Here is a 26,423-nt window from a genome sequence, read left to right as displayed (position 1 = left end):
AGAGCCCGTCCGATAAGGGTCTGAGGCGGGGTTGAGTGGCCGGGATGGCGATGATTCCAGGGGGGTGCTGAAGCCTGACCTGGACCTGCCATGTGGACCCCGACCACCCGGCGGCAGCATAGCCGCGCGGGCCTACGCTATGAAACCGACCTGACCGATGCCGAGTGGGCGGTGATCGCGCCGTTGATGCCGAGGCCTGAGCCGCGCGGACGACCTCCGATCTGGACGCCTCGGGAGATCCTGAACGCGATCTTCTACGTTCTGCGCGGCGGCATCGCATGGCGGCTCATCCCCAAGGATCTGCCGCCGCGCTCGACCACCTTCGGCTACTTCAGCCGCTGGCGCGACACAGGGCTGTTCGGCCGGATCAACCACCACCTCGTCATGGCCGATCGCGAGCGTGTCGGGCGGGAAGCCTCGCCGTCTGCAGCAGTGCTCGACAGCCAGACCGTTAAAACGATGGAGAGCGGCGGACCACGCGGCTACGACGCTGGCAAGAAGGTCAAAGGCCGCAAGCGCCAAGCGCTGGTCGACACGGACGGGCGTGCGCTCGTCCTCGATCCGCAACCTGCCGACGTGCAGGACCGGGACGGAGCCGTTCCGGTGCTGCGTCTGTCGCGCCGGACCTTCCCGTTCATTACCAAGGCCTTCGCCGACGCCGGCTATGCCGGCGACAAGCCAGCGAGCGCGACGATCATCGCCGTCGAGATCGTGCGCAAGCCGCCGGATCAGGTTGGCTTTGCTGTTCATCCACGCCGGTGGGTCGTTGAGAGGTTCTTCGCCTGGATCAGCCGCAACCGACGCCTCTGGAAGGATCCGGAAGCGACCCTCGCCTCCGCCAGAGCCTTCCTCTACGCCGCAGCCGTCATGATCCTCGTCAGGCGCCTCGCCCGATCAACCTGACTTCTCGGACGGACTCTTAGGGCCGGGGATCGGCGATGCCATCGACCTGTTGAATGGCCGCCGCGACGAGCGCCGATCTGCCCGGGCGACGCGCCGGTGGTGATCGGGCGGACGAGGTCGTAGGATCCGCCCATGACGCTGCGTGACGTGCTGGCCGCCCTCCTCGTCGTCACGATCCTCGGGCTGGCCTTCGTGGCCATCAAGGCCGGGTTGGAAACCGTCCCGCCGCTGACGCTCTGCAGCCTGCGCTTCGCCTTCGCGGCGGTGCCGGCGGTGTTGGTGATCCGGCCGCCCCACGCGCCCGCCCTTTTGGTCACGGCGTTCGGCTTGGCCCTCGGCGTCGGCCAGTTCGGGCTGCTGATGACCGGGATCCGGCTCGGAATGCCGGCCGGCCTGTCCTCGCTGCTGATCCAGACCCAGGTGCCGTTCACCGTGGCGCTCGCCTGGGCCGTGCTGGGCGAGCACCCACGCATCCTTCAGGTCCTAGGCGGCGTGGTCGCGCTCCTCGGCGTCGCCGCCGTTGCGCTTGAGCGGGGCGGCGACGCTCCGCTCGGGCCGCTGCTGATGGTGGTCGGCGCGGCCTTGGGCTGGGCCAGCGCCAACATCATCGTGAAGCGAATCGGCCGCGTCGATATGCTGGCGCTGATGGTCTGGAGCAGCCTCGCCACCACGCCGCCGCTCCTGGCCCTGTCGCTGATCGTGGAGGGACCGGCCGCCTTCGCGGCCTTGGCGCGTCCAAGCTGGGCGGCGATTGGCTCGGTCGCGTTCCAAGCCTATCCGACGACGCTCCTGGCCTTCGGGCTCTGGAGCGGGCTCCTGACGCGCTATCCCGCAGCCACCGTGACGCCCTTCGCGCTCCTGGTGCCGGTGGCGGGGATCCTGAGCACGCATTTCGTCCTGGGCGAACCGGTCAGCGCCAGCATCGTGGCCGGCGGCAGCCTGATTCTGGCGGGCATTGCGCTGAGTCTCCGCGGAGCCCGGCCCGCAAGCCGGGCACATCCCTCCACGGTAGAGGCGCCGAGGGCCGCGTGACGACCGCCCTGCGCGTCCGCCGGTAGAGTGCACGAACGATTGCCGCAGACGGCAACCAGCGCATCTCCCGCGCGGATCGGTCTACTCGCGTATTCAACGGGGAAAAAGACGTGGCGCGGGCGACGGGGCTCGAACCCGCGACCTCCGGCGTGACAGGCCGGCACTCTAACCAACTGAGCTACGCCCGCACGGCGTGGTCGCTTCGAAGGGGCGTTTCGCCTGGCGACGGGGCGGGGTTTATGGGGCGGCCGGGGGGCTGTCAAGCGCATCAACCCCGGTTTCGTGCATCGGCGCGCGAACGGACCTGCGCGCTTCCGTCGTGTTGCAGGCATGCCGCCCATGCCCATCTCTGAGAGGACTGACAGCGCGCTTTGTGCGACGCGACAAGCCATTGTCACGGGCCGGCGGCTCGACTAAGCCTCCGGCCGCGCGCATCTTGGCATAAGAACAATTCCACGGGCGAATCCGGTGTCGGCGTTGCACCGCGGTTTTCCTTGTCTCGCGAGGCCCTGGCATGACCGGATTGTTGGCGGATTACCTGCCGCTCATCGTGTTCATCGGCGTGGCACTGTTCATCGCCACGGCTCTGCTGGTCGTGCCGTTCCTCGTCGCGTACAAGAACCCGGATCCGGAGAAGCTCTCGGCCTACGAGTGCGGGTTCAACGCCTTCGACGACGCCCGCATGAAGTTCGACGTGCGGTTCTACCTCGTCGCGATCCTGTTCATCATCTTCGATCTTGAGGTCGCGTTCCTGTTCCCGTGGGCGATCACATTCGGGGATCTGGGCTGGTTCGGCTTCTGGTCGATGATGGTCTTCCTCGGCGTGCTGACCGTCGGTTTCGTCTACGAGTGGCGCAAGGGCGCCCTCGAATGGGATTGATACGCGACAGCCGCCTACCCGCACCCCATTCCGAGTCGCCGATGGCCCTGATCACCGACACGACCCACAGCCTGTCCCGCGCTCCCGCGGTCGCGCCCCAGCCGAAAGGGATCATCGATCCCAACACCGGCCGGCCGATTGGCGCGGATGATCCGACCTTCCTGTCGATCAGCGACGAGCTGGCCGACCGCGGCTTCCTGCTCACCACCACGGACGAGCTGATCAACTGGGCCCGCACCGGCTCGCTGATGTGGATGACCTTCGGTCTCGCCTGCTGCGCGGTCGAGATGATGCAGATGTCGATGCCGCGCTACGATTGCGAGCGCTTCGGCTTCGCGCCCCGCGGCTCGCCCCGCCAGTCCGATGTGATGATCGTCGCCGGCACGCTGACCAACAAGATGGCCCCGGCGCTGCGCAAGGTCTACGACCAGATGCCGGAGCCGCGCTACGTCATCTCCATGGGCTCCTGCGCCAATGGCGGCGGCTACTACCACTACTCGTACTCGGTGGTGCGCGGCTGCGACCGGGTGGTGCCGGTGGACATCTACGTGCCCGGCTGCCCGCCCACCGCCGAGGCACTGCTCTACGGCGTGCTGCTTCTCCAGAAGAAGATCCGCCGCACCGGCACGATCGAGCGCTGAGGGGCGGCCATGACCAACGGCATCTCGATCCTGCCCCACACCCAGCCGGTCTACGGCGCGGACGCGATTTCGGCCATGGCCGAGCGGGTCGTCGGCGCCCTGGGCCCGGCGGTGGTGGCGCACACTATCACGTTCGGCGAGCTGACCCTGGTGGTCCAAGCCTCCGACATCGTCTACGTGCTGACCTACTTGCGCGACGATCCGGCCTGCGCGTTCCGCAACTTCATCGACATTTGCGGCGTAGACTATCCGCAGCGCGAGAAACGCTTCGACGTGGTCTATCACTTGCTGTCGCTGCGCCATAACCTGCGCATCCGACTGAAGGTGCAGACCGACGAGGTGACGCCGGTCCCCTCGGTGATCGAAGTGTTCCCGGCCGCCAACTGGTACGAGCGCGAGACCTACGACCTCTACGGGATCCTGTTCTCGGGCCATCCCGACCTGCGCCGCCTGCTCACCGATTACGGCTTCGAGGGGCACCCGTTGCGCAAGGATTTTCCGCTGACCGGCTTCGTCGAGGTCCGCTACGATCAGGATCAGGCGCGGGTCGTGTACGAGCCGGTGAAGCTCACCCAAGAGTTCCGTAACTTCGACTTCCTGTCCCCGTGGGAAGGCACTGACTACGTGCTTCCGGGCGACGAGAAGAAGACGTCGGTTTGATCCGCGGAGACTGTTCGTGACAGAACACAATATCCGAAACTTCGCGATCAACTTCGGGCCGCAGCATCCGGCGGCGCACGGCGTGCTGCGCCTCGTGCTGGAACTGGACGGCGAGGTGGTCGAGCGCGTCGATCCGCATATCGGCCTGCTCCACCGCGGCACCGAGAAGCTGATCGAGTACAAGACCTACCTGCAGGCGACGCCTTATTTCGACCGGCTCGACTACGTGTCGCCGATGAATCAGGAGCATGCCTTCTGCCTCGCGATCGAGAAGCTCGCCGGGATCGAGGTGCCGCGGCGTGCGCAGCTGATTCGCGTGCTGTTCTGTGAGATCGGCCGTCTCCTGTCGCATCTCCTCAACGTCACCACGCAGGCGATGGATGTCGGCGCCCTCACGCCCCCGCTCTGGGGCTTCGAGGAGCGCGAGAAGCTGATGATCTTCTACGAGCGGGCCTCCGGCGCCCGGCTCCACGCCAATTACTTCCGGCCCGGCGGCGTCCACCAGGACCTGCCGCCAAAGCTGATCGACGACATCGACGCGTTCTGCGACCCGTTCCTGCAGGTCGTTCAGGACCTCGACGACCTCGTCATGGCCAACCGCATCTTCAAGCAGCGCAACGTCGACATCGGCATCGTGTCGGTCGACGAGGCGATGCAGTGGGGTTTTTCCGGCGTGATGGTGCGCGGCTCCGGCATCCCGTGGGACCTGCGCAAGGCGCAGCCCTACGAGTGCTACGACGAGATGGAGTTCGACATCCCCGTGGGGAAGAACGGCGACACCTATGATCGCCAAGTGATCCGCATGGAGGAGATGCGCGAATCGGTGCGCATCATGAAACAGTGCATCGCCAAACTGCGCGAGCCCGCCGGCCAGGGCCCGATCGCCTCGATCGACGGCAAGTTCGCGCCGCCGCCGCGCCGGGAGATGAAGCGCTCGATGGAGGCGCTCATCCACCACTTCAAGCTCTACACCGAGGGGTTTCACGTCCCCGAGGGCGAGGTCTACGCCGCCGTCGAGGCGCCGAAGGGTGAGTTCGGCGTCTATCTCGTGTCGGACGGGACCAACAAGCCGTATCGCTGCAAGATCCGCGCGCCGGGCTTCGCACATCTTCAGGCGATGGACTGGATGTGCCGTGGGCACCTTCTCGCCGACGTGTCGTGTGTGCTCGGCACGCTCGACATCGTCTTCGGCGAAGTGGATCGGTAAGACACAAGCGATGGCCAACCGCAGACTCGCCCCCGCCTCCGAGCAGCCCCAAACCTTCGCGTTCTCGCCCGAGAACGCCGCGTGGGCGAAGACCCAGATCGCCAAGTACCCCGAGGGCCGTCAGGCCTCCGCGGTGATCTCGCTCCTATGGAAGGCGCAGGAGCAGAACGGCGGCTGGCTGCCGCGTGCCGCCATCGAGGCGGTGGCGGCCGAGCTCGGCATGCCGAACATCCGCGTGCTGGAGGTCGCGACCTTCTACACGATGTTCGCCCTGGAACCGGTTGGTCGGTTCTGGATCCAGGTCTGCGGCACGGTGCCGTGCGATTCCTGCGGCGCGCGCGGGCTGAAGGAGATGCTTCACGACCGGCTCGGGGCCCCCGGCCACGTCTCGGCGGACGGCAACTTCTCCTGGCTCGAAGTCGAGTGCCTGGGCGCGTGCTGCAACGCACCGATGGTGCAGATCAACCAGGATTATTTCGAGGACCTGACGCCAGAATCGCTCGGCCAGCTGATGGACGACCTCGCCGCGGGCCGGCCCGTGAAGGTCGGCTCGCAGACCGGGCGCGTCTCGTCCGAGCCCCAGGGCGCCGTGAACACGCTCACCGACCCGAGCCTGTTCGACGGTTCGCGCGTCGGCGCGTGGCGCAAGCGCTTCGAGGAGGCCGGCAAGGCCGAGGAGCCGGCAGCCGGCGCAACCCTGAACACCGGCGAGGCGGCGGCCAGCGCGCAGCAGGCCGCGACCAACCCGAAGCCGGCCCGGCCCGATGCCGGCCGTGCGGTCGAACGGACTGCCAGCGACGCACCGGCCCAGCGGGCCGCGAACGGCGAGACGCCGGTCAAGCCCGCGGATCGTGCCGATGCGGCCGAGCGCGGCCGGTCGACCGCCAAGGCCGGCGCAGCCCGCCAGGGTGATGCGGACGTGCTCGACTCGCCAGCTAAGCGCGTCGCCGAGGGCGAACCCGCCGCCGGTGACCAGGGCAACCAGGATGTGCCGGCGCGCGATGCAGTTCCTCAGCAGCCGGAAGCCTCCGGCGCGAGCGATGCCGAGGTGGCGGCCGAAGCCGAGGAAGCGCGGGTCACCGGTGCATTGGCGGCCCTGCCAGAAAATGCGACGCCCGAGCAGAAGGCCGACGTCGTGGGCAAGCGCCCGATGGCGCTGGACGCCGCCCGCGCCGGGAAGCCGGACGACCTGACGCGCATCGAGGGCATCGACTCCGGCAACAGCCAGCGCCTGAACGGGCTCGGCATCTACCATTTCGACCAGATCGCCGCCTGGAGCCGCGACGAAATCACCTGGGTCGGCACCTACCTCGCGTTCCCGGGTCGCATCGACCGGGAGGACTGGGTCGGGCAGGCCAAGGCGCTGGCCGCGCCGGCTCAGTGAGGACCTGACATGCTGTCGGATCAGGATCGTATCTTTACCAACCTCTACGGGTTGCAGTCGCCGGGGCTGGACGCCGCCAAGAAGCGTGGCGCCTGGGACGGGACCAAGTTCCTTCTGGAGCAGGGCCGCGACTGGATCATCGACGAGATGAAGGCGTCGGGCCTGCGTGGCCGCGGCGGCGCAGGCTTTCCCACCGGCCTCAAGTGGTCGTTCATGCCCAAGAAGTCGGACGGGCGCCCGCACTACCTCGTGGTCAACGCCGACGAATCGGAGCCGGGCACCTGCAAGGACCGGGAGATCATGCGGCACGATCCGCATCTCCTGATCGAGGGCTGCATGCTGGCCTGCTTCGCGATGGCGGCGCATGCCTGCTACATCTACATCCGCGGGGAGTACGTCGCCGAGAAGCACGCGCTCCAGAAGGCCGTGGATGAGGCCTATGCGGCACGGCTCGTTGGCCAGTCGAACATGCACGACTACCCCTTCGACATCTACGTCCACCACGGCGCTGGCGCCTATATCTGCGGCGAAGAGACGGCGCTGATCGAGAGTTTGGAGGGCAAGAAGGGGATGCCGCGGCTGAAGCCGCCGTTCCCGGCCAATATGGGCCTCTATGGCTGCCCCACGACCGTGAACAACGTCGAGTCGATCGCGGTGGCCGGCACGATCCTGCGCCGGGGCGGCGCATGGTTTGCGGGGCTTGGCGGCAAGAACAACACCGGCACCAAGCTGTTCTGCGTCTCGGGGCACGTCAACAAGCCCTGCAACGTCGAGGAGGAGCTAGGCATCACTTTCCGCGAGCTCATCGACCGCCATTGCGGCGGTATGCGCGGCGGCTGGGACAACCTGTTGTGCTCGATCCCGGGCGGCTCGTCGGTGCCGCTGGTGCCGGCCGAGCAGATCGTCGACGCCAAGATGGATTTCGACACTCTCCGCAACCTCGGCTCCGGCCTCGGCACGGCGGCGGTGATCGTGCTCGACAAGTCCACCGATATTGTCGCGGCGATCACGCGGATCTCGTATTTCTACAAGCACGAATCCTGCGGCCAGTGCACGCCTTGCCGGGAGGGCACCGGCTGGATGTGGCGGGTGATGCAGCGCATGACCGAGGGCCGCGCCCAGAAGCGCGAGATCGACATGCTGTTCGAGGTTACCAAGCAGATCGAGGGGCATACGATCTGCGCGCTCGGCGACGCCGCAGCTTGGCCGATCCAGGGCCTGATCAAGCACTTCCGCCCCGAGATCGAGAAGCGCATCGACCGCTACACCGCGAACCCGCACAGCGAGCCTGTGCCGATGGCCGCGGAGTGATCCGATGATGAGCCAGCCTGACAACCTGATGCTCGTATACCTGCGGCGGATCGACGAGAAGGTCGATCGCCTTAGCGACGATGTCCGTGAATTGAAGGGCCGCATGGCAGCGGTCGAAAAGAATCTGGCTGGCGTCCACCGGCGGATCGACAGGGTCGAGCTTCGCATCGAGCGGATTGGGCGACGTCTCGATCTCGCCGATGCCCCGCACTGAGATTGCACCGATGACAAAACTCCTCGTCGACGGCACCGAGGTCGACGTCCCCGCCGAATACACGCTGCTCCAGGCCTGCGAGGCCGCGGGCGCCGAGATCCCGCGCTTCTGCTTCCACGAGCGGCTGTCGATCGCCGGCAATTGCCGGATGTGCTTGGTCGAGCTGAAGGGTGCGCCGAAGCCGGTCGCGAGCTGCGCCTACGCGGTGAAGGATTGCCGCCCCGGCCCGAACGGCGAGCCACCGGAGATTCTGACCCGCTCCGGCCTGACCAAGAAGGCCCGGGAAGGGGTGATGGAGTTCCTCCTCATCAACCACCCGCTCGATTGCCCGATCTGCGACCAGGGCGGCCATTGCGACCTCCAGGATCAGGCGATGGCCTACGGGGTCGATTCAACCCGCTATCAGGAGAACAAGCGGGCGGTCGAGGAGAAGCATATCGGCCCGCTGGTGCGGACCGCGATGAACCGCTGCATCCACTGCACCCGCTGCGTGCGCTTCCTCGCCGAAGTGGCGGGCGTGCCCGACCTCGGCGCTATCGGCCGCGGCGAGGATATGGAAATCACCAGCTACCTCGAGCAGTCGATGGCCTCGGAGCTCCAGGGCAATGTCGCCGACCTCTGCCCGGTGGGCGCGCTGGTGCACCGGCCACAGAGCTACAACGTGCGGCCGTGGGAGCTGAACAAGACCGAATCGGTCGACGTGATGGACGCGGTCGGCTCATCGATCCGCATCGACACCCGCGGCCGCGAAGTCATGCAGATCGAGCCGCGGGTCAGCGAGGAGATCAACGAGGAGTGGATCTCCGACAAGACCCGCTACCACATCGACGGGCTGCGGATGCAGCGCCTCGACCGCCCGTACCTGCGTGAGAACGGCCGGCTGAGGCCCGCTTCCTGGGGTGAGGCGTTCCAGGCCATCGCCGCCAAGGTGAAGGGCGCGGATCCGAAGCGCATCGGCGCGGTGGTCGGCGACCTCGCGGGCGTCGAGGAGATGTTTGCGCTCCGCGAGCTGATCCGAAGCCTCGGTTCGCCGAACCTCGATGGACGCCAGACCGATGCCGGCCTCGACCCGGCGCTGGGCCGCGCCTCGTACATCTTCAACCCGACGATTCCCGGCATCGAGGCCGCCGACGCGATCCTGATCGTCGGAGCCAACCCGCGGACCGAGGCCTCGTTGCTCAACGTGCGCATCCGCAAGCGCTGGCGCATGGCGCCACTGGCGGTGGGTGTGATCGGCGAGCCGGTCGATCTGACCTATCCAAGCCACTATATCGGCGCCGGCCCCGATTCGCTGACCGCGCTCGCGCGGGGCGAGCACAGTTTCCTCGAGATCCTCCAGGAAGCGAAGGCACCGCTCGTGATCGTCGGCGCGAATGCCGCGCCGGGCGTGCTGAAGGCGGCCGCTACCCTCGCGAAGGATATCGGCGCGGTCTCAGCCGAGTGGAACGGCTTCGGCGTGCTGCATACGGCGGCGGCCCGGGTCGGCGCGCTCGATCTTGGCTTCGTGCCGGGGGAGGGCGGCCTGACCTTTGCGCAGATGCTGGAGCCGGGTGCGCTGGACGTGCTGTTCAACCTCGGCGCCGACGAGCGCGACGTGGCTCCGGGCGCCTTCGTGATCTACCAGGGCAGCCACGGCGACCGCGGCGCCTTACGTGCCGACATCATCCTGCCGGGGGCCGCCTATAGCGAGAAGTCGGCGACCTGGGTGAACACCGAAGGCCGGGTCCAGATGGGCAACCGCGCCGCCTTCCCGCCGGGCGATGCCCGCGAGGATTGGGCGATCCTGCGCGCCCTGTCGGACGTGCTGGGCAAACGCCTGCCGTTCGATTCGCTGACCGCTTTGCGCCGGGCGCTCTACGCCGCCCACCCGCATTTCGCGGCAGTCGGTGCGGTGGAGCCCGGCACCGTCACCGAGGCGGTCGACCGTCTCTCGGGCCTGGGCGGCGATGCCAGCGGGCCGGCCTTCGCATCGCCGGTGACCGACTTCTACCTGACCAACCCGATCACCCGCGCCTCGCAGATCCTCGCGGAGTGCTCGCGCATCGCCCGGGAGCGCGCCGCCGAGGCGCGGCCCCTGGCGGCGGCCGAGTAGGAGCCAAGACCGATGACGTCGCTCGAAATCCTCGGGACCGTGCTCCTGATCGTGCTGAAGAGCTTCGTGCTGCTCTCGGCGCTGCTCGTTTTCATCGCCTACGCGCTGCTCGCCGACCGGAAGATCTGGGCGGCGGTGCAGCTCCGGCGTGGGCCGAACGTGGTCGGGCCGTTCGGCCTGTTCCAGTCCTTCGCCGATCTGCTCAAGTTCGTGCTCAAAGAGCCGGTCATCCCGGCGGGCGCCAACAAGGCGATCTACCTGCTGGCGCCGCTGGTCTTCGCGATGCTCGCCTTGTCGAGCTGGGCGGTGATCCCGCTCGCCGACGGCTGGGCGATCGCCGACCTCAATGTCGGCATCACCTACATCTTCGCGATCTCCAGCTTGGGCGTCTACGGCGTCATCATGGGCGGCTGGGCCTCGAACTCGAAATACGCCTTCCTGGGCGCGCTCCGGTCGGCGGCGCAGATGATTTCCTACGAGGTCTCGCTCGGCTTCGTGATCATCTGCGTGCTGCTCTGCGCCGGCTCGCTCAACCTGTCGCGGATCGTGATGGCGCAGGATACAAGCCTCGGCCTGTTCGGCTGGTACTGGCTGTGGCTGTTCCCGATGTTCGTGGTGTTCTTCATCTCGGCGCTGGCCGAGACCAACCGCCCGCCCTTCGATCTGCCAGAGGCCGAATCGGAGCTCGTGGCCGGCTACATGGTCGAGTATTCCTCGACCCCGTACCTGCTGTTCATGCTTGGCGAGTACGTCGCGATCATGAGCATGTGCGCGCTGGGGACGATCCTGTTCTTGGGTGGCTGGCTCTCGCCGATCCCGTTCGCGCCCTTCACCTGGGTGCCCGGTGTGATCTGGTTCACCCTGAAGGCCAGCTTCCTGTTCTTCTTGTTCGCGATGGTGAAATCCATCGTGCCGCGCTACCGCTACGATCAGCTCATGCGCCTCGGCTGGAAGGTTTTTCTGCCGATCTCGCTGGTCTCGGTCGTCGTCGTCGCCTTCGTGCTCAAGCTCACCGGCCTCGCGCCGGGCGCCTAAGCCCACTCGCCGAATCGGAGATCCGGGCATGAAGCTCGATCAGGTCGCAAAAAGCCTTCTGCTGAAGGAATTCGTGTCGGGGATGATCCTCGGCATGCGCTACTTCTTCAAGCCGAAGGCCACGATCAACTACCCCTTCGAGATGGGCCATCGCGGGCCCCGCTTCCGGGGGGAGCACGCGCTCCGTCGGTATCCCAACGGCGAGGAGCGCTGCATCGCCTGCAAGCTCTGCGAGGCGATCTGCCCGGCCCAAGCCATCACCATCGAGGCGGGCCCGCGCCGCAACGACGGCACCCGCCGAACGACTCGCTACGACATCGACATGGTAAAGTGCATCTATTGCGGCATGTGCCAGGAGGCCTGCCCGGTGGACGCCATCGTCGAGGGGCCGAACTTCGAATTCTCGGTGGAGACCCGTGAGGAGCTTCTCTACGACAAGGCGAAGCTTCTTCTGAACGGCGACCGTTGGGAGCGCGAAATCGCCCGCAACATCGCGATGGACGCGCCTTATCGCTGACTCATGCCGGGGGCGCTGTTGTGCCCCCGCCGACCGGGTTCTATAGACGGCCCGCCCGCTGCGGACCGTCTCCACGCACGGCAGAAGGGGCCGCTCCGGCGGCCGATCCCGACCAGCGCATGACCGCAGCAGCCGCCTTCTTCTATCTGTTCGCGAGCATCACGGTCGCGTCGGGCTTCATGGTGATCGCCTCGCGCAATCCCGTGGCCTCGGTGCTGTTCCTGATCCTCGCCTTTGTGAATGCCGCTGGCCTGTTCGTCCTGATGGGCGCCGAGTTCCTGGCGATGATCCTCGTGGTCGTCTACGTCGGCGCGGTCGCGGTGCTGTTCCTGTTCGTGGTGATGATGCTCGACGTGGACTTCGCCGAGCTGCGCCAGGGCTTCCAGCAATACCTGCCGGTCGGCGCCCTGATCGGCGCGATCTTCCTGGTCGAGCTGCTGCTCGTGGTGGGTTCGTGGAGCATCGATCCGGGCCTCGTCCAGGCGCCGCTCAGCAACGTCGCTTCGGCCGAGAACCTCACCAATGCCCAAGCGCTGGGCCGGGTGATCTACACGGACTACGCCTACTTCTTCCAGCTCGCCGGCCTGATCCTGCTGGTCGCCATGATCGGCGCGATCGTGCTCACGCTGCGCGACCGGCCGGGCGTCAAGCGCCAGGACATCGCGGTCCAGAACGCCCGCACCCAAGCCATGGCGGTGGAGACCCGCAAGGTCCCGTCGCGCCAGGGTGTCGAGGTCTGATGTCTGCGCGGAGATTCGAACGATGATCGGCCTGAGTCACTACCTCACCGTCGCGGCGATCCTGTTCACACTCGGTGTGCTCGGCATCTTCATCAACCGCAAGAACATCATCGTCATCCTGATGTCGATCGAGCTGATCCTGCTCTCGGTCAATATCAACCTCGTCGCCTTCTCGACGCAGCTGAACGACATCACCGGACAGGTCTTCGCCCTGTTCGTGCTGACGGTCGCGGCCGCCGAGTCGGCGATCGGCCTCGCCATCCTGGTGGTGTTCTTCCGCAACCGCGGCTCCATCGCGGTGGAGGACGTGAGCATGATGAAGGGCTAAGGGCCTCCTTCCCCGCCGCCCCGATTCACATCCGGATGCCGCCGCCTCGCGGCCGGCCCGGAGGACGGACTGCAAGAGAGCGATGTATCACGCGATCGTCTTCTTCCCGCTCATCGGCTTCCTGATCGCCGGCCTGTTCGGCCGGTACATCGGGGCGCGGGCCTGCGAGTACATCACCACGGCGTTCCTCGCCTTCACGGCGCTGATCGCCTGGGGCGTGTTCCTCGACGGCGGCCACGCAGAGCGGGTGCAGGTCGCGTCCTGGTTCTCGGCCGGCGACCTGCAGGTCGACTGGGCCTTCAAGGTCGACACCCTGACCCGGGTGATGCTCGTGGTGGTGACCACGGTCTCGACGCTCGTGCACCTCTACTCCGTGGGCTACATGGAGGAGGATCCGCACCGGCCGCGGTTCTTCGCCTACCTGTCGCTGTTCACCTTCGCCATGCTGATGCTGGTGACAGCCGACAACCTCGTGCAGATGTTCTTCGGCTGGGAGGGCGTGGGCCTCGCCTCCTACCTGCTGATCGGTTTCTGGTACGAGAAGCCCTCGGCCAACGCCGCCGCCATGAAGGCGTTCATCGTCAACCGGGTCGGCGATTTCGGCTTCTCGCTCGGCATCTTCCTGGTCTTCGTGCTGACCGGCTCGGTGGCGTTCGACGCGATCTTCGGCAAGGTCGACGCGATCAAGACGCTCTCGTTCCACTTCCTCGGCTACGACTGGAACGCCCTGACGCTGGCCTGCCTGCTGCTGTTCATGGGCGCCATGGGCAAGTCGGCGCAGTTCCTGCTGCACACGTGGCTGCCGGACGCCATGGAAGGCCCGACTCCGGTCTCGGCGCTGATCCACGCCGCCACCATGGTGACCGCCGGCGTGTTCATGGTCGCCCGCCTGTCGCCGCTGTTCGAGGAGGCGCCGAACGCGCTGGTCGTCGTGACCGTGATCGGCGGCATCACGGCGTTCTTCGCGGCCACGATCGGCCTCGTGCAGAACGACATCAAGCGGGTGATCGCGTACTCGACCTGCTCGCAGCTCGGCTACATGTTCGTGGCGCTCGGCGTCGGCGCCTACTCGGCCGCCGTGTTCCACCTGTTCACCCACGCCTTCTTCAAGGCGCTGCTGTTCCTCGGGGCCGGCTCGGTCATCCACGCGATGCACCACGAGCAGGACATGCGGAACATGGGCGGCCTGCGCCGCTACATCCCCTATACCAGTGCCATGATGGCGATCGGCTCCCTCGCGCTGATCGGATTTCCCTACACCGCCGGCTACTACTCGAAAGATGCGATCATCGAGGCGGCCTACGCCTCGACCCGGCCCGGGCACACGCTGGCGTTCCTGTGCGTCGTGGTGGCGGCGTTCTTCACCTCGTTCTATTCCTGGCGCCTGTTCTTCATGACCTTCGAGGGTCCGGCCCGCTGGGGTGCGCATGCGGCGCACGATCAGCACGACGCCCCCGCGGTCGCACACGCGACCATGGCGCACGAGGCGGATGGGGCGCCCGGCCACACGGAAGGTGTCGCCCACGACGACAAGGGCCACGACATCGAGCCGGCCCACGAGAGCGACGTCGTCGCCGACGACCATCACGGCCACGGCCATCACGGCGACCACACGCCCCACGAAAGCCCGCTGGTGATGACGGTCCCGCTGGCGATCCTCGCCTTCGGGGCGCTGTTCGCCGGGATCGTCTTCCACAATCGCTTCATCGGCGAGGGGATGGACGCGTTCTGGGGCCACGCCCTGGCGCACGGCCCGAACAACCACATCATGCACGAGATCCACGAGGTCCCGGCGCTGGTCTCGTATTCGCCGCTGATCATGCTGATTCTCGGCTTCGTGCTGGCCTTCTGGATGTATATCCGCCGGCCGGAACTGCCGGGCGCGCTCGCCGCGCAACAGCCGTCGCTGTACCGGTTCCTGCTCAACAAGTGGTACTTCGACGAAATCTACGATCGGATCTTCGTCCGCCCGGCCAAGGATTTCGGCCTTTTCCTGTGGAAGCAGGGCGACGGCCGGATCATCGACGGGCTGGGCCCGAACGGCATCGCGGCCCGCGTCGTGGACGTGACCCGCGGAGTGGTCCGCCTCCAGACCGGCTACCTCTATCACTACGCCTTCGTGATGCTCATCGGCGTCGCCGGCCTGATCAGCTGGTACCTGATGTCCGGCCTGCCCAAGGGGGCTCACTGATATGCTCGGCCTCGGCATCCTCTCCGGCCTGCTGATCGTGCCGCTCTGCGGCGCGGCCTTCATTCTGACGCTGAACGGCGACGAGGCATCGGTCGCGCGCAACACCCGCTGGGCTGCGCTCGCCACAACGATCGTCACCTTCCTGCTCTCGCTGGTCGCCTGGAGCCGCTACGACGCCGCCTCGTCGAGCTTCCAGCTGGTGGAGAGCCATGCGTGGCTCACCGAGACGATCCGGTTCAAGCTCGGCGTCGACGGCTTCTCGATGCCGCTGATCCTGCTGACCACGTTCCTGATGCCGTTCTGCATCGGCGCCTCGTGGAACTCGATCAACGTCCGGGTGAAGGAATACTTCGTCGCCTTCCTCGTCCTTGAGACGACGATGATCGGCGTGTTCGCCTCCCTCGATCTGCTGCTGTTCTACCTGTTCTTCGAGGCAGGATTGATCCCGATGTTCCTGATCATCGGCATCTGGGGCGGCGCACGTCGGGTCTACGCGAGCTTCAAGTTCTTCCTCTACACCTTGCTCGGCTCGGTGCTGATGCTGCTCGCCGTGATGGCGATGTACTGGCAGGCCGGCACCACCGACATCCCGACCCTGCTGCAATACCGCTTCCCGGTGCAGATGCAGACCTGGCTGTGGCTCGCCTTCTTCGCCTCCTTCGCGGTGAAGATGCCGATGTGGCCGGTCCATACGTGGCTGCCCGACGCCCACGTCGAGGCGCCCACCGCCGGCTCTGTGATCCTGGCCGGCATCCTCCTGAAGATGGGCGGCTACGGCTTCATCCGGATCTCGCTGCCGATGCTGCCGGTGGCGAGCCAGGATTTTGCGCCGCTGGTCTTCGCCCTCTCGGTGATCGCGATCATCTTCACCTCGCTCACCGCGATGATGCAGACCGACATCAAGAAGCTGATCGCCTATTCGTCGGTGGCCCATATGGGCTTCGTGACGCTCGGCCTTTTCACATTGAACGAGCAGGGCATCCAGGGCGCGCTGTTCCTGATGATCTCCCACGGCATCGTGGCGAGCGCGCTGTTCCTCTGCGTCGGCGTGGTCTACGACCGGATGCACACCCGCGAGATCGCCGCCTATGGCGGGCTCGTAAAGCGGATGCCACTCTACGCGGTGGCCATGATGGTGTTCACCATGGCCAATGTCGGCCTGCCCGGCACGTCCGGCTTCGTCGGCGAGTTCCTGTCGATGCTCGGCGCCTTCAAGGCGAATCCGAACGTCGCCTTCTTCTCGACCTTCGGCATCATCCTGTCGGCGGGCTACGCGCTGTGGCTCTACGCACGGGTGATCTACGGCAAGCTGGAGAAGCCGAACCTTCAGGGCATCCTGGATCTGGATCTGCGCGAAAAGATCATCCTGGCCCCGCTGGTGGCTTTGACGATCTATTACGGCGTGCACCCGGCTCCCGTGCTCGACGTTTTCGCGCCTTCGACCGACGCGCTGATGACCAGCATGAAGGCCGCCCTGTCCAACACCCAGACCGCGGCCGCCGCGCTGCCGGTCGCGCGCTGAGACGGACCTGATGACCACCGTCCACTCCGTCCTGCCCTCACTGGCGCCGCTCCTGCCCGAGCTGATCCTCGGCATCGGCGTCCTGCTCCTGATCCTCTACGGCGCTTGGCGCGGCGAGCGCTCCGCCGAGGCCGTGAGCGTCGGTGCTCTGGTGCTGCTGCTCGTCGCCCTCTCGGTGGTGATCTCCCAGCCGGTGAACGGGCGGATCACGACCTTGTCGGGGGCGTTCGTCTCGGATTCCTTCTCCAAGGTGATGAAGTCGCTGGTGCTGCTCGGCTCCTCGGCCACGATCCTGCTGGCGCACGACTTCTTCAAGCGCGAACGGATCGACCGGTTCGAGTTCCCCGTGTTGATCGTGCTCTGCACCATCGGCATGATGGTGATGGTCTCGGCCAACGATCTGATCGCACTCTATCTCGGCCTGGAGCTGCAATCGCTCGCCGCCTACGTGATCGCCGCCTTCCACCGGGACGACAGCAAATCCACCGAGGCCGGCCTCAAGTACTTCGTCCTCGGCGCGCTCTCCTCCGGCATGCTGCTCTACGGCGCCTCGCTGGTCTACGGCTTCACCGGCACGGTTTCGTTCCCCGGTATCGTCTCGGCGCTGAACGAGAATGCGGGCCTGGGCATCGTGCTCGGCATCGTGTTCCTGGCCGCGGGCGTGTGCTTCAAGATGTCGGCGGTGCCGTTCCACATGTGGACGCCCGACGTCTACGAGGGCTCGCCCACTCCGGTGACCGCCTTCTTTGCCACCGCGCCGAAGATGGCGGCGGTGTCAATGACCGTACGGGTCTTCATCGGCGCCATGCCGGACGTGACGGCGATCTGGCAGCAGATCTTCATCTTCGTCGCTGTGGCGTCGATGGCGCTCGGCTCCTTCGCGGCGATCGGCCAGAGCTCGATCAAGCGCCTGATGGCCTACTCTTCGATCGCCAATATCGGCTACGCGCTGATCGGCTTGGCCTGCGGCTCGGAGGAGGGGATAAGCGGGCTCGTCACCTACATGATCATCTACCTCGCAATGACGCTCGGCACTTTCGCGATCATCCTATCGCTCCGGCGCCGGGACGTGATGTTCGAAAAGATCGAGGATCTGTCGGGCCTGTCGCGCACGCATCCGTGGCTGGCCTTCTGCCTTGCCGCGATGATGTTCTCGCTGGCCGGTATTCCGCCGCTCGCCGGGTTCTTCGCGAAATTCTACGTCTTCGCCGCTGCCATCAAGGCCGGCCTCGTGACGCTGGCGGTGATCGGCGTTGTGACCAGCGTGGTCGGCGCCTACTACTACCTGCGGCTGGTCAAGATCATGTATTTCGACGAGCCGAAGGAGCCCTACGAGGCGATGGCCCCGGGCCTGCGCGTGGTGCTCGCCTTGTCGAGCGTCGTGGTGGTGCTGTTTTTCCTGCTGCCGGGGCCGCTTGTCGGTGCCGCGGGGCGGGCCGCCAAGTCGCTGTTCTAGCACGACGTTGCGCTACCGACTCGGGCCCGAGGCGCGCGCCCAGGGCCATCGCCTGCACGTCCATGATTCGCTCGGCTCCACCAACACGGAGGCGATGGCACAGGCGCGTGCGGGCGAAATCGGGCCGCTGTGGATCGCAACGGATCGGCAAGAGGCGGGGCGGGGCCGCCGCGGCAACAGCTGGGCCTCACTGCCGGGCAACCTCGCGGCGAGCGTGCTCTGGCCGGTCACCGGAGTTGCGCCCGTGCACCTCGCCGAGTTGGGCTTCGTTGCGGGCCTTGCCCTGATCGAGGCGCTCGAGGCGGCCTGCGGCACCCTGCCGGATACCGCATCCAGCATCGCCGCCCGATCTCTGAAGCTCAAATGGCCGAACGACGTGCTGCTCGGCGGAGCGAAACTGGCTGGTCTGTTGCTGGAGGCTGAGACGGTACCTGGCGGCCGGCGGGCCGTCATCGTCGGGTTCGGTGTCAACGTCGCGGCCGCCCCGGACGGGTTGCCGGCAACAAGCTTGGCGGCGATGGGTTACGCCGGCGGTGCGGAGGCGCTACTGGAACAGCTCTCGGACCGGATGGCCGCACGCGCGCGCGCCTGGGACCGAGGACGGAATTTCGCTGCCCTGCGCGCCGATTGGCTGGCGCGGGCCGCCGGTCTCGGATCGGAGATCGCAGTGCACAGCGGCGGACACATCCTGCAGGGCGTGTTCGAGACGATCGACGAGGGGGGGCGGCTCGTGATCCTCGCCCCCGATGGGAACCGGCATACCGTGACGGCGGGCGAGGTGCATTTCGGAACGGCCGCGACGGCGGCCTGAGTTTGGACGACGATACAGATGGCAATGGGACAGGAGGAGCTGGTCTTCCTGCCGCTCGGCGGCGTGGGCGAGATCGGAATGAATGCGGCGCTCTACGGCTTCGGGCCGGAGAAGGGCCGGAAATGGATCATGGTCGATTGCGGCATGGGCTTCGCCGGCGAGGAGAACATGCCGGGCGTCGACCTGATGTTCCCGGACCTCTCGTTCATCGAGGAACGGCGCAAGGACCTGCTCGGGATCTTCATCACCCACGCGCACGAGGACCATATCGGGGCGATCTCCGAGCTGTGGTCGCGCGTCAAGGCGCCGGTCTACGCGACGCGCTTCGCCAAGAACCTGCTGGAGACCCGCCGCCTCTCGGATCCGGGCGCCCCGAAGGTCGACCTGCGCGAGGTCAAGCCCGGCCGGCGCATCACCGTCGGGCCGTTCGAGCTCGAATACGTCCCGGTCTCGCACTCGATCCCGGAATCGAACGCAATCGCGATCCGCACGGCGGCCGGTCTCGTAGTCCATACCGGTGACTGGAAAATCGATCCGACGCCGGTGGCCGGCGAGATCACTTCGCCGGAGGCCTTCACGGCGCTCGGCGACGAGGGCATCCTCGCGCTGGTCTGCGATTCCACCAACGTGGTCCGCGAGGGCTTCTCCCCGAGCGAGCGCGAGGTCGCCGCGACCCTCAAGACCCTGATCGCCGAGGCGCCCCACCGGGTCGCGGTGACCACTTTCGCGTCGAACGTGGCCCGCATCCGTGCCGTCGCCGAGGCGGCCGTGGCCTGCGGCCGCGAGATCGTGGCGGTCGGCCGGGCCATGGACCGGGTGATCGACGTTGCCCGCGAGTGCGGCTACCTCGACGGCCTGCCCGAGTTCCGCCGCGCCGATTCCTGGAAGAGCCTGCCCCGCGAGCGGGTCGTGGCCCTGCTCACTGGCTCCCAAGGCGAGCCGCGGGCAGCGTTGGCCCGGGTCTCCCGCCGCGACCATCCGGATATCAGCCTCGCCGCGGGCGATCAGGTGATCTTCTCCTCGCGCGCTATCCCCGGCAACGAGCGCGATGTCGGTTCGATCATCAATGACCTGATCGAGCAGGGCGTCGAGGTGATCACCGACCGCAGCGCTCTCGTCCACGTCTCCGGCCACCCGCGCCGGGACGAGATGGTCGAGATGTACAAGTGGACCCGTCCCGGCACCGCGATCCCGGTCCACGGCGAGGCGCTCCACCTCGACGAGCATGCTCGCTTTGCCCGCGCGCAGGGCGTTCAGAACGTCGTCAAGGCCCGCAATGGCAGCCTGATCCGCCTCAGCCCCGGTACGCCCGCGGTGATCGACCACGTAAAGGTCGGTCGCCTGTTCAAGGACGGCGACGTCCTGATCGACGAGAAGGACCGGGCGATCCCCGAGCGGCGCAAGCTGATGCAGGCGGGCCTTGTCTCGGTGGCGATCGCTATCGACGAGGACGGCGTCGTGCTCGGCGAGCCGGCGGTCGACATCATCGGCCTGCCGAACCGCGGGCGCTCTGGCGACCCGCTGATCGAGACCATCGTGGATGCGGTCTCGCGCAGCCTGGCGGGCCTGTCGCGGGGCAAGCTGAAGGACTCGGAGGGCGTCGAGAAGGCGGTCGACCGGGCCGTGCGCACCGCGGTCAACGAGGTCTGGGGCAAGAAACCGGCCTGCCACGTGCAGGTTGTGGAAGTTTGAGACTGGCTGCCGATCTCAGGTCGTCATAGTCTATAACGACTTGTGGCGGCTGATCTTCCTGATTGGCTGCGCCGTGAGGCTCAAACCCCCTCTCCCACACGGGAGAGGGAACACGTCGCGCCCACGCGGCGGCTGAGCCCTGCCGACGAATGAACAAAGCTTCCGGAGAGGGAGCGAGCACGCCGGGGAGGAACCATCATGATCGGCCGTCTCAACCATGTGGCGATCGCCGTGCGGGACCTCGACGCCGCCTGCGCGATCTACCGCGATACGCTCGGCGCCACGGTCACGCCGCCCCTGCCGCAGCCGGAGCACGGCGTCACCGTCGTCTTCGTGGAACTTCCCAACAGCAAGATCGAGCTGATGGCCCCGCTCGGCGAGAATTCGCCGATCGCGTCCTTCGTGGACCGCAATCCCGGCGGCGGCGTCCACCATGTCTGCTACGAGGTCGAAGACATCCTGGCGGCCCGCGACATGCTGAAGGCGCAGGGCGCCCGGGTGCTCGGTACCGGTGAGCCGCGGATCGGCGCCCATGGCAAGCCGGTCCTGTTCCTCCACCCGAAGGACTTTTTGGGCACCCTGGTCGAGCTGGAACAGGTGTGAGCCGATGATGACCGCCCTGGCCCGCTCGACGCCAATCACGCTCGGCGTGATCACGGTGCTGGTCGCCGCCTTCGTGGCGGCGGGGGTCGGTCTGTTCAAGCTCACCGTGGGGGGCGCGATCGCCCTCTACTTTGTGGTGTGGTGGACGCTGCTTTTCGCGGTCCTGCCCCTGCGCAACCAGCCTGAGACGCGGCCGACCCATGTGGTGCCCGGGCAGGATCCCGGTGCGCCTGCGCGACCGCGGCTGCGCGAGAAGGCGATTTGGACCACGCTAGTGGCCGGGGCCGCCTTCCTGCTCGCGCTGGCGATCTTCCCGCTGACCGGGCTGTAGGGCGCTTTAAGAGCAGGGTGCCGAACGACGGCGGCGCCGTCAGCGACTAGCCGGCCCGCGCCACCCGATGGGCGAAAGCCAGCGCTGACGGGGAGGTCTGCGCGACCGATGGATAAGCTCGATCGGACTCGGCGATTGTCTCGTCGGCGTCGTCGAGGAGAACCCAAGCCCACAGCGCGTCGGCCCGGCGGATCTCGAAGTGCCTGGCGGGCTCACCCGAGCTGAACCGGGCCAACCTTGCCGTCCGAAAAAACCGAGATGGATTAAAGGCTTGCCCCCGCCGCGCGAAAACCCGGCGGCACCGCCCGTTCTCCGCGCAAGCACCGCTGTTTACAGCGGCCAACCTGCCGCGGGCCTGAAGCGCGCATAAAAAAAGCAAGGCCCGAGGCCTTGCTTTCAAGCTTTAGATGGCTCGGCCTTGAATATCCTCCGCATTGTTTGCGGGGCGGCCGTTTTTCCTCCCGAGACTCGGACCTTGCGCCGCCTCTTCCGGGCATCGCAAACATCGCCGCTCGCTTATAGGAACAACAATTCGTGTTGTCACCGGGTCTGCGAGAAAAAACTGCGCTTTCTTGCCGGCAAATAGGCAGACCGCTCTCCCATCGGGCATTGCCGGTCCGCAGAGCGGCCGGCGCCACGGCTTCGCCGCGATTACGCCGCGTCGTGGTCGCGCAGTGCTTGTAATTTGCGGCTCCCACGTGTTGTGTGCCGACGCGCCGCGGCTCCTCCCGGCCGGCCCCCTTTCCAAGACTTTGGCGACATGCGTCTCTCCCGCTACTTCATGCCGACCTTGCGCGAGACGCCCAAGGAAGCCGAGATCGTCTCGCACCGGCTGATGCTGCGTGCCGGCTTGGTCCGCCAGGAATCGGCCGGCATCTACGCGTGGTTGCCGCTCGGACTGCGGGTTCTGGAGCGCGTCTGCGCGGTGGTCCGTCGAGAGCAGGATCGCGCCGGCGCCATCGAGATCCTGATGCCCACGGTCCAATCGGCTGAGCTGTGGCGGGAATCCGGGCGTTACGACGCCTACGGCAAGGAGATGCTGCGCCTGAAGGACCGGCACGACCGCGAGATGCTCTACGGCCCAACCGCCGAGGAGATGGTCACCGAGATCTTCCGGGCGAGCGTGCGCTCCTACAAGGATCTCCCGAAGAACCTCTACCAGATCTCGTGGAAGTTCCGTGACGAGGTGCGGCCGCGCTTCGGCACGATGCGCTCGCGCGAGTTCCTGATGAAGGACGCCTATTCGTTCGATTTCGATCAGGCGGGCGCCCGCCATGCCTACAACCGCATGTTCGTGGCGTACCTACGCACTTTCGCTGGTTTGGGGCTGAAGGCGATTCCGATGCGCGCCGATACCGGCCCGATCGGCGGCGACCTGTCTCACGAGTTCATCATCCTGGCCAAGACCGGCGAGAGCGAGGTCTTCTGCGACAAGGCCTATCTCGATTTCGACATCCCGCCGGAGACGGTCGATTTCGAGGACATCGCCGGCCTCCAGGGCATCGTCGATGCCTGGACCTCGCACTACGCCGCCACGGAGGAGATGCACGAGAAGGAGGCCTTCGCCGAGGTCGCCGAGGAGAGCCGGCTGGCGGCCCGCGGCATCGAGGTGGGGCACATCTTCTATTTCGGCACCAAGTATTCCGAGCCGATGGGCGCCAAGGTCGCCGGGCCGGACGGGATCGAGCGCCCGGTTCATATGGGCTCCTACGGCATCGGCCCAAGCCGGCTGGTGGCGGCGATCATCGAGGCGAGCCACGACGAGGCCGGGATCATTTGGCCCGATTCCGTCGCGCCGTTCGACGTGGCGCTGATCAACCTCAAGACCGGCGACACTGCCACCGACGGCGCTTGTGCGCAGATCCAGTCGGATCTCGAGAATGCCGGCCTGTCGGTGCTCTACGATGATCGCGACGAGCGGCCCGGTGCCAAGTTCGCCACCGCCGACCTGATCGGCCTGCCCTGGCAGGTGATCGTCGGACCGAAGGGCTTGGCCGAGGGCAAGGTCGAGCTGAAGCGGCGCGCCGGGGGTGAGCGCGAGAGCCTCGCCATCGTCGATCTGCTGGCACGCATCCGGCGCGTCTGAGCCGTGCCGATGGCGGCATCAGCGGCGCTGGACCGGGTCAAAGGCTTCGCGGCCGCGTTCCGCCAGGGCACGGGCACAGCACCCTTCGCGCCGTTCGAGTGGATCCTCGCCGGCCGTTATCTGCGCGCCCGCCGCCGGGGCGGCGGCGTCTCGGTGGTTGCGTTCTTCTCGGTGCTGGGTATCGCGCTGGGCGTCGCCACGCTGATCATCGTGCTCTCGGTGATGAACGGGTTTCGCGCGGAGCTGCTGTCCAAGATCGTTGGCATCAATGGCCACCTCTTTGCGACGCCGATCGACCGGCCGTTCAACGACTGGACCGACCTGTCGGAGCGCTTGTCCAAGGTCGCGGGGGTGCGCGCCGCGGTGCCCCTGGTCGAGGGGCAGGCCTTCGCCTCGTCGCAATATGGCGGCTCCGGGGTGATCATTCGCGGCGTGCGGGCGGCCGATCTCGACGCGCTCGCGGCCGTCTCGTCCTCGATCCGCGGCGGAACCCTGGAGGGGTTCGATGACGGCACCGGCGTGCTGATCGGCCGGCGGCTCGCCGACACGCTCGGGTTGCAGGCCGGGGACACGATCACGCTGGTGACGCCCAAGGGCTCATCCACGCCCTTCGGCACCGCGCCGCGCACCAAGAGCTACACCGTGAAGGCGGTGTTCGAGGTCGGGATGACCGAGTTCGACCAGACCTTCGTGTTCATGCCGCTGACCGAGGCCCAGGCGTTCTTCAACAAGGACGGCGACGTCAGCATGATCGAGATCTACGTCGACGAACCCGATCATGTCGGCGACATGCGCGAGCCCCTGGAGATGGCGGCCGAGCGCCCGATCCTGCTCACCGACTGGCGCCAGCGCAACCGGACCTTCTTCGGGGCGCTGGAGGTCGAGCGGAACGTGATGTTCCTGATCCTCAGCCTGATCGTGGTGGTGGCGACGCTCAACATCGTCTCCGGCCTGATCTTGCTGGTGCGCGACAAGTCGAGCGACATCGCGATCCTGCGCACCATGGGGGCGACGCCTGGCACGATCATGCGGGTGTTCCTGATCAACGGCGCGCTCATCGGCGTGGTCGGCACCTTGAGCGGCCTGGGGCTCGGCATCCTGATCACGCTGAACATCAAGCCGATCCAGCATGTGCTGTTTCCGGGCGCCTGGGACCCGACCGTGCGCTTCCTCGCCGAGATCCCCGCGCAGATGAACCCGAAGGAGATCACCGCCGTGGTGATCACCGCGCTGCTGCTGTCGCTCGCGGCGACGCTCTATCCCTCTTGGCGCGCCGCCCGGCTCGATCCGGTGCAGGCCCTCCGCTACGGCTGACGGGCTGCATCCGATGAGCGATACGAGCCAGCCCGCCGGCGACCCGCCGGTGCCGGCCCTGTTCTTTTCCCGCGTCGAGCGACGCTATCCCCAGGCCGAGGGCGCCCTGGAGATCCTGCGCGGCGCCGACCTCGCGATCTGGCCGGGCGAGCTGGTCGCGCTGGTGGCGCCATCCGGCGCCGGCAAGTCGACGCTCCTGCACCTTGCCGGGCTCCTGGAGCGGCCGGACGGGGGCGAGGTCTATATCGGCGGCCATCCCACCGCCGCGATGGTGGATGCCGAGCGCACCCGCCTGCGGCGCGAGGAGATGGGCTTCGTCTACCAGTTCCACCACCTACTGCCCGAGTTCTCGGCACTGGAGAACGTGGTGATGCCGCAGCTCATCCGCGGCCTGAAAAGCGCCGAGGCGAAGGCCCGCGCCACGGAGCTGCTCGGATTCCTCGGCCTCAAGGACCGGCTGCCGCACCGCCCGGCCGAATTGTCCGGCGGCGAACAGCAGCGCGTCGCCATCGCCCGGGCGGTCGCCAACGGCCCGCGGCTGCTGCTCGCCGACGAGCCGACCGGAAACCTCGATCCCGGCACCGCCGGCCACGTCTTCTCGGTGCTGATGGCCCTGGTCCGCGCCTCGGGCCTCGCCGCCCTCGTTGCGACCCACAACCTGGATCTCGCCGCCCGCATGGACCGCCGGGTGACGATCCGGGACGGGCTGATCACGCCGCTCGACTGAGCTGGGTTGCCCGGCCTTCCGGCGGGCCTTCGCGCGCAATCCCTTTGACTTCTATACGCCCGAAATTGCCGCGCCCGACCCGGGGGCATGCCACTCCTCGTATGGAAGCGGAGGGATCGCCTTCGGTCGGATCGGCGGCTGTTCCGGAGCGCCGCCAGCGCCCATGCTGTCAGAGCCGGCGCGGAAATGCCCGTGTCTTTTAATCCATCTCGCCGCGTGCGGCGCGTCACGTCCTGAAGAGCATTACGTCCCTATATTTCAATTACGCAAGAACAACTGCGAAAGACGACCCAGAGTCACTTCAATTCGTCAGGTTAATATCCATGAAGAATCGCTTTGCCGCCGCCTGCACGGCTCTTGTCCTGGCCGCTACGCCGCTGTCCTCCGCGTTTGCCGCCCCCGAGGCCCGCTGGACCGGCTTCACCACCCACGCGCCCGAGACCACCGGTGCGCTCGGTCTCGGTGTCCACGACGCTCCGTTCTACGAGGGCTGCCCGATGAGCTCGGCCGCCGAGGGCAACGCCAACCAGCAGACCCGGCCGATCAAGCAGTACGGCCAGACCGCCGGCGGCCATCGCTGCTGATCCGGCGCCACAACGGATGAAGCTCAAGCCCCTCTCCTACGTCATGATCGGCGCCTTCGTGAGCGGCATCCTCATGACCCTGGTCGGCTCGGCAGGCGTGCTGCTGGGCCAGTGATCCCGGGATGAATCGTCGGAGCCGGCGGCTGCTCCCTGAAGCGGCGG

25 protein-coding genes and 1 tRNA gene are annotated in these 26,423 nt (G+C 66.9%); 25 read left to right on the top strand and 1 reads right to left on the bottom strand.

Annotated features, from left to right (window positions below; all coding sequences use genetic code 11):
- Positions 1-90 precede the first annotated feature (90 nt).
- Together MKK63_RS25580 and MKK63_RS25575 are read left to right on the top strand one after the other, a co-directional pair.
- Entirely contained in the window at positions 91-903 is an 813-nt protein-coding gene (locus MKK63_RS25580; protein WP_244006635.1) for an IS5 family transposase, read from the top strand.
- Between the two features lie 132 nt (positions 904-1,035).
- A complete protein-coding gene (locus tag MKK63_RS25575) occupies positions 1,036-1,935 on the top strand; it encodes an EamA family transporter (protein ID WP_244006634.1) in 900 nt (299 codons plus the stop codon).
- Positions 1,936-2,046: 111 nt separating this feature from the next.
- Here the strand turns inward: MKK63_RS25575 and MKK63_RS25570 are convergent.
- A tRNA-Asp gene (locus MKK63_RS25570) sits at positions 2,047-2,123 on the bottom strand.
- Between the two features lie 326 nt (positions 2,124-2,449).
- Between MKK63_RS25570 and MKK63_RS25565 the strand changes: the two genes are divergently transcribed.
- The 23 genes from MKK63_RS25565 (at position 2,450) to MKK63_RS25455 (ending at position 26,261) form a co-directional block, all read left to right on the top strand.
- Positions 2,450-2,815, top strand: coding sequence for an NADH-quinone oxidoreductase subunit A (locus MKK63_RS25565; RefSeq protein ID WP_244006633.1), 366 nt, complete (start codon positions 2,450-2,452; stop codon positions 2,813-2,815).
- A gap of 41 nt (positions 2,816-2,856) precedes the next feature.
- Positions 2,857-3,456, top strand: a complete 600-nt coding sequence (locus MKK63_RS25560; RefSeq protein ID WP_007560753.1) for a NuoB/complex I 20 kDa subunit family protein — start codon at positions 2,857-2,859, stop codon at positions 3,454-3,456.
- Between the two features lie 9 nt (positions 3,457-3,465).
- Entirely contained in the window at positions 3,466-4,116 is a 651-nt protein-coding gene (locus MKK63_RS25555) for an NADH-quinone oxidoreductase subunit C (protein ID WP_244006632.1), read from the top strand.
- 16 nt (positions 4,117-4,132) lie between these two features.
- Positions 4,133-5,323 (top strand): NADH-quinone oxidoreductase subunit D, encoded by a 1,191-nt coding sequence (locus MKK63_RS25550; protein ID WP_244006631.1) that lies wholly within the window; start codon positions 4,133-4,135, stop codon positions 5,321-5,323.
- Positions 5,324-5,333: 10 nt separating this feature from the next.
- Positions 5,334-6,707 (top strand): NADH-quinone oxidoreductase subunit NuoE, encoded by a 1,374-nt coding sequence (nuoE, locus tag MKK63_RS25545; protein ID WP_244006630.1) that lies wholly within the window; start codon positions 5,334-5,336, stop codon positions 6,705-6,707.
- A 9-nt stretch (positions 6,708-6,716) separates the two neighbouring features.
- Positions 6,717-8,018 carry an NADH-quinone oxidoreductase subunit NuoF gene (gene nuoF / locus MKK63_RS25540; RefSeq protein WP_244006629.1) on the top strand — a complete coding sequence of 434 codons (1,302 nt, stop codon included), beginning with the start codon at positions 6,717-6,719 and terminating at the stop codon, positions 8,016-8,018.
- A gap of 4 nt (positions 8,019-8,022) precedes the next feature.
- A complete protein-coding gene (locus MKK63_RS25535) occupies positions 8,023-8,232 on the top strand; it encodes a hypothetical protein (RefSeq protein WP_244006627.1) in 210 nt (69 codons plus the stop codon).
- A 10-nt stretch (positions 8,233-8,242) separates the two neighbouring features.
- Positions 8,243-10,324: an NADH-quinone oxidoreductase subunit NuoG gene (nuoG, locus tag MKK63_RS25530; protein WP_244006625.1), complete on the top strand. Its 2,082-nt coding sequence runs from the start codon at positions 8,243-8,245 to the stop codon at positions 10,322-10,324.
- 12 nt (positions 10,325-10,336) lie between these two features.
- Positions 10,337-11,359: an NADH-quinone oxidoreductase subunit NuoH gene (gene nuoH, locus MKK63_RS25525; protein WP_243927213.1), complete on the top strand. Its 1,023-nt coding sequence runs from the start codon at positions 10,337-10,339 to the stop codon at positions 11,357-11,359.
- A gap of 28 nt (positions 11,360-11,387) precedes the next feature.
- Entirely contained in the window at positions 11,388-11,876 is a 489-nt protein-coding gene (gene nuoI, locus MKK63_RS25520; RefSeq protein WP_091715437.1) for an NADH-quinone oxidoreductase subunit NuoI, read from the top strand.
- Positions 11,877-11,995: 119 nt separating this feature from the next.
- Positions 11,996-12,616 (top strand): NADH-quinone oxidoreductase subunit J, encoded by a 621-nt coding sequence (locus tag MKK63_RS25515; protein WP_244006622.1) that lies wholly within the window; start codon positions 11,996-11,998, stop codon positions 12,614-12,616.
- Between the two features lie 22 nt (positions 12,617-12,638).
- Entirely contained in the window at positions 12,639-12,944 is a 306-nt protein-coding gene (gene nuoK / locus MKK63_RS25510) for an NADH-quinone oxidoreductase subunit NuoK (RefSeq protein ID WP_043351891.1), read from the top strand.
- An 82-nt stretch (positions 12,945-13,026) separates the two neighbouring features.
- The gene (gene nuoL / locus MKK63_RS25505) at positions 13,027-15,135 is read left to right on the top strand and encodes an NADH-quinone oxidoreductase subunit L (RefSeq protein WP_244006621.1); all 2,109 of its coding nucleotides are present in this window, start codon (positions 13,027-13,029) and stop codon (positions 15,133-15,135) included.
- A 1-nt stretch (position 15,136) separates the two neighbouring features.
- Entirely contained in the window at positions 15,137-16,657 is a 1,521-nt protein-coding gene (locus MKK63_RS25500) for an NADH-quinone oxidoreductase subunit M (protein WP_244006620.1), read from the top strand.
- Positions 16,658-16,667: 10 nt separating this feature from the next.
- Positions 16,668-18,113: an NADH-quinone oxidoreductase subunit NuoN gene (gene nuoN / locus MKK63_RS25495; protein WP_244006619.1), complete on the top strand. Its 1,446-nt coding sequence runs from the start codon at positions 16,668-16,670 to the stop codon at positions 18,111-18,113.
- 7 nt (positions 18,114-18,120) lie between these two features.
- Positions 18,121-18,924, top strand: a complete 804-nt coding sequence (locus MKK63_RS25490) for a biotin--[acetyl-CoA-carboxylase] ligase (protein WP_244006618.1) — start codon at positions 18,121-18,123, stop codon at positions 18,922-18,924.
- 18 nt (positions 18,925-18,942) lie between these two features.
- On the top strand, positions 18,943-20,616 hold the full coding sequence (locus MKK63_RS25485; RefSeq protein ID WP_244006617.1) for a ribonuclease J: 1,674 nt from the start codon (positions 18,943-18,945) through the stop codon (positions 20,614-20,616).
- Between the two features lie 198 nt (positions 20,617-20,814).
- Positions 20,815-21,219, top strand: coding sequence for a methylmalonyl-CoA epimerase (gene mce, locus MKK63_RS25480; RefSeq protein ID WP_244006614.1), 405 nt, complete (start codon positions 20,815-20,817; stop codon positions 21,217-21,219).
- A 4-nt stretch (positions 21,220-21,223) separates the two neighbouring features.
- On the top strand, positions 21,224-21,550 hold the full coding sequence (locus tag MKK63_RS25475) for a DUF1467 family protein (RefSeq protein WP_244006613.1): 327 nt from the start codon (positions 21,224-21,226) through the stop codon (positions 21,548-21,550).
- A gap of 760 nt (positions 21,551-22,310) precedes the next feature.
- Positions 22,311-23,636, top strand: a complete 1,326-nt coding sequence (proS, locus tag MKK63_RS25470; RefSeq protein WP_244006612.1) for a proline--tRNA ligase — start codon at positions 22,311-22,313, stop codon at positions 23,634-23,636.
- A gap of 9 nt (positions 23,637-23,645) precedes the next feature.
- Positions 23,646-24,950 (top strand): lipoprotein-releasing ABC transporter permease subunit, encoded by a 1,305-nt coding sequence (locus MKK63_RS25465; protein ID WP_244006611.1) that lies wholly within the window; start codon positions 23,646-23,648, stop codon positions 24,948-24,950.
- Between the two features lie 13 nt (positions 24,951-24,963).
- The gene (locus MKK63_RS25460) at positions 24,964-25,677 is read left to right on the top strand and encodes an ABC transporter ATP-binding protein (RefSeq protein WP_244006610.1); all 714 of its coding nucleotides are present in this window, start codon (positions 24,964-24,966) and stop codon (positions 25,675-25,677) included.
- Positions 25,678-26,000: 323 nt separating this feature from the next.
- The gene (locus MKK63_RS25455; protein WP_244006609.1) at positions 26,001-26,261 is read left to right on the top strand and encodes a hypothetical protein; all 261 of its coding nucleotides are present in this window, start codon (positions 26,001-26,003) and stop codon (positions 26,259-26,261) included.
- Positions 26,262-26,423 lie beyond the last annotated feature (162 nt).

Source organism: Methylobacterium sp. J-088 (genome assembly GCF_022829295.1).
Taxonomy (GTDB): Bacteria; Pseudomonadota; Alphaproteobacteria; order Rhizobiales; family Beijerinckiaceae; genus Methylobacterium.
The sequence above is the reverse complement of the archived record's forward strand: the minus strand, read 5'-3'. Positions and strand labels throughout refer to the sequence as shown.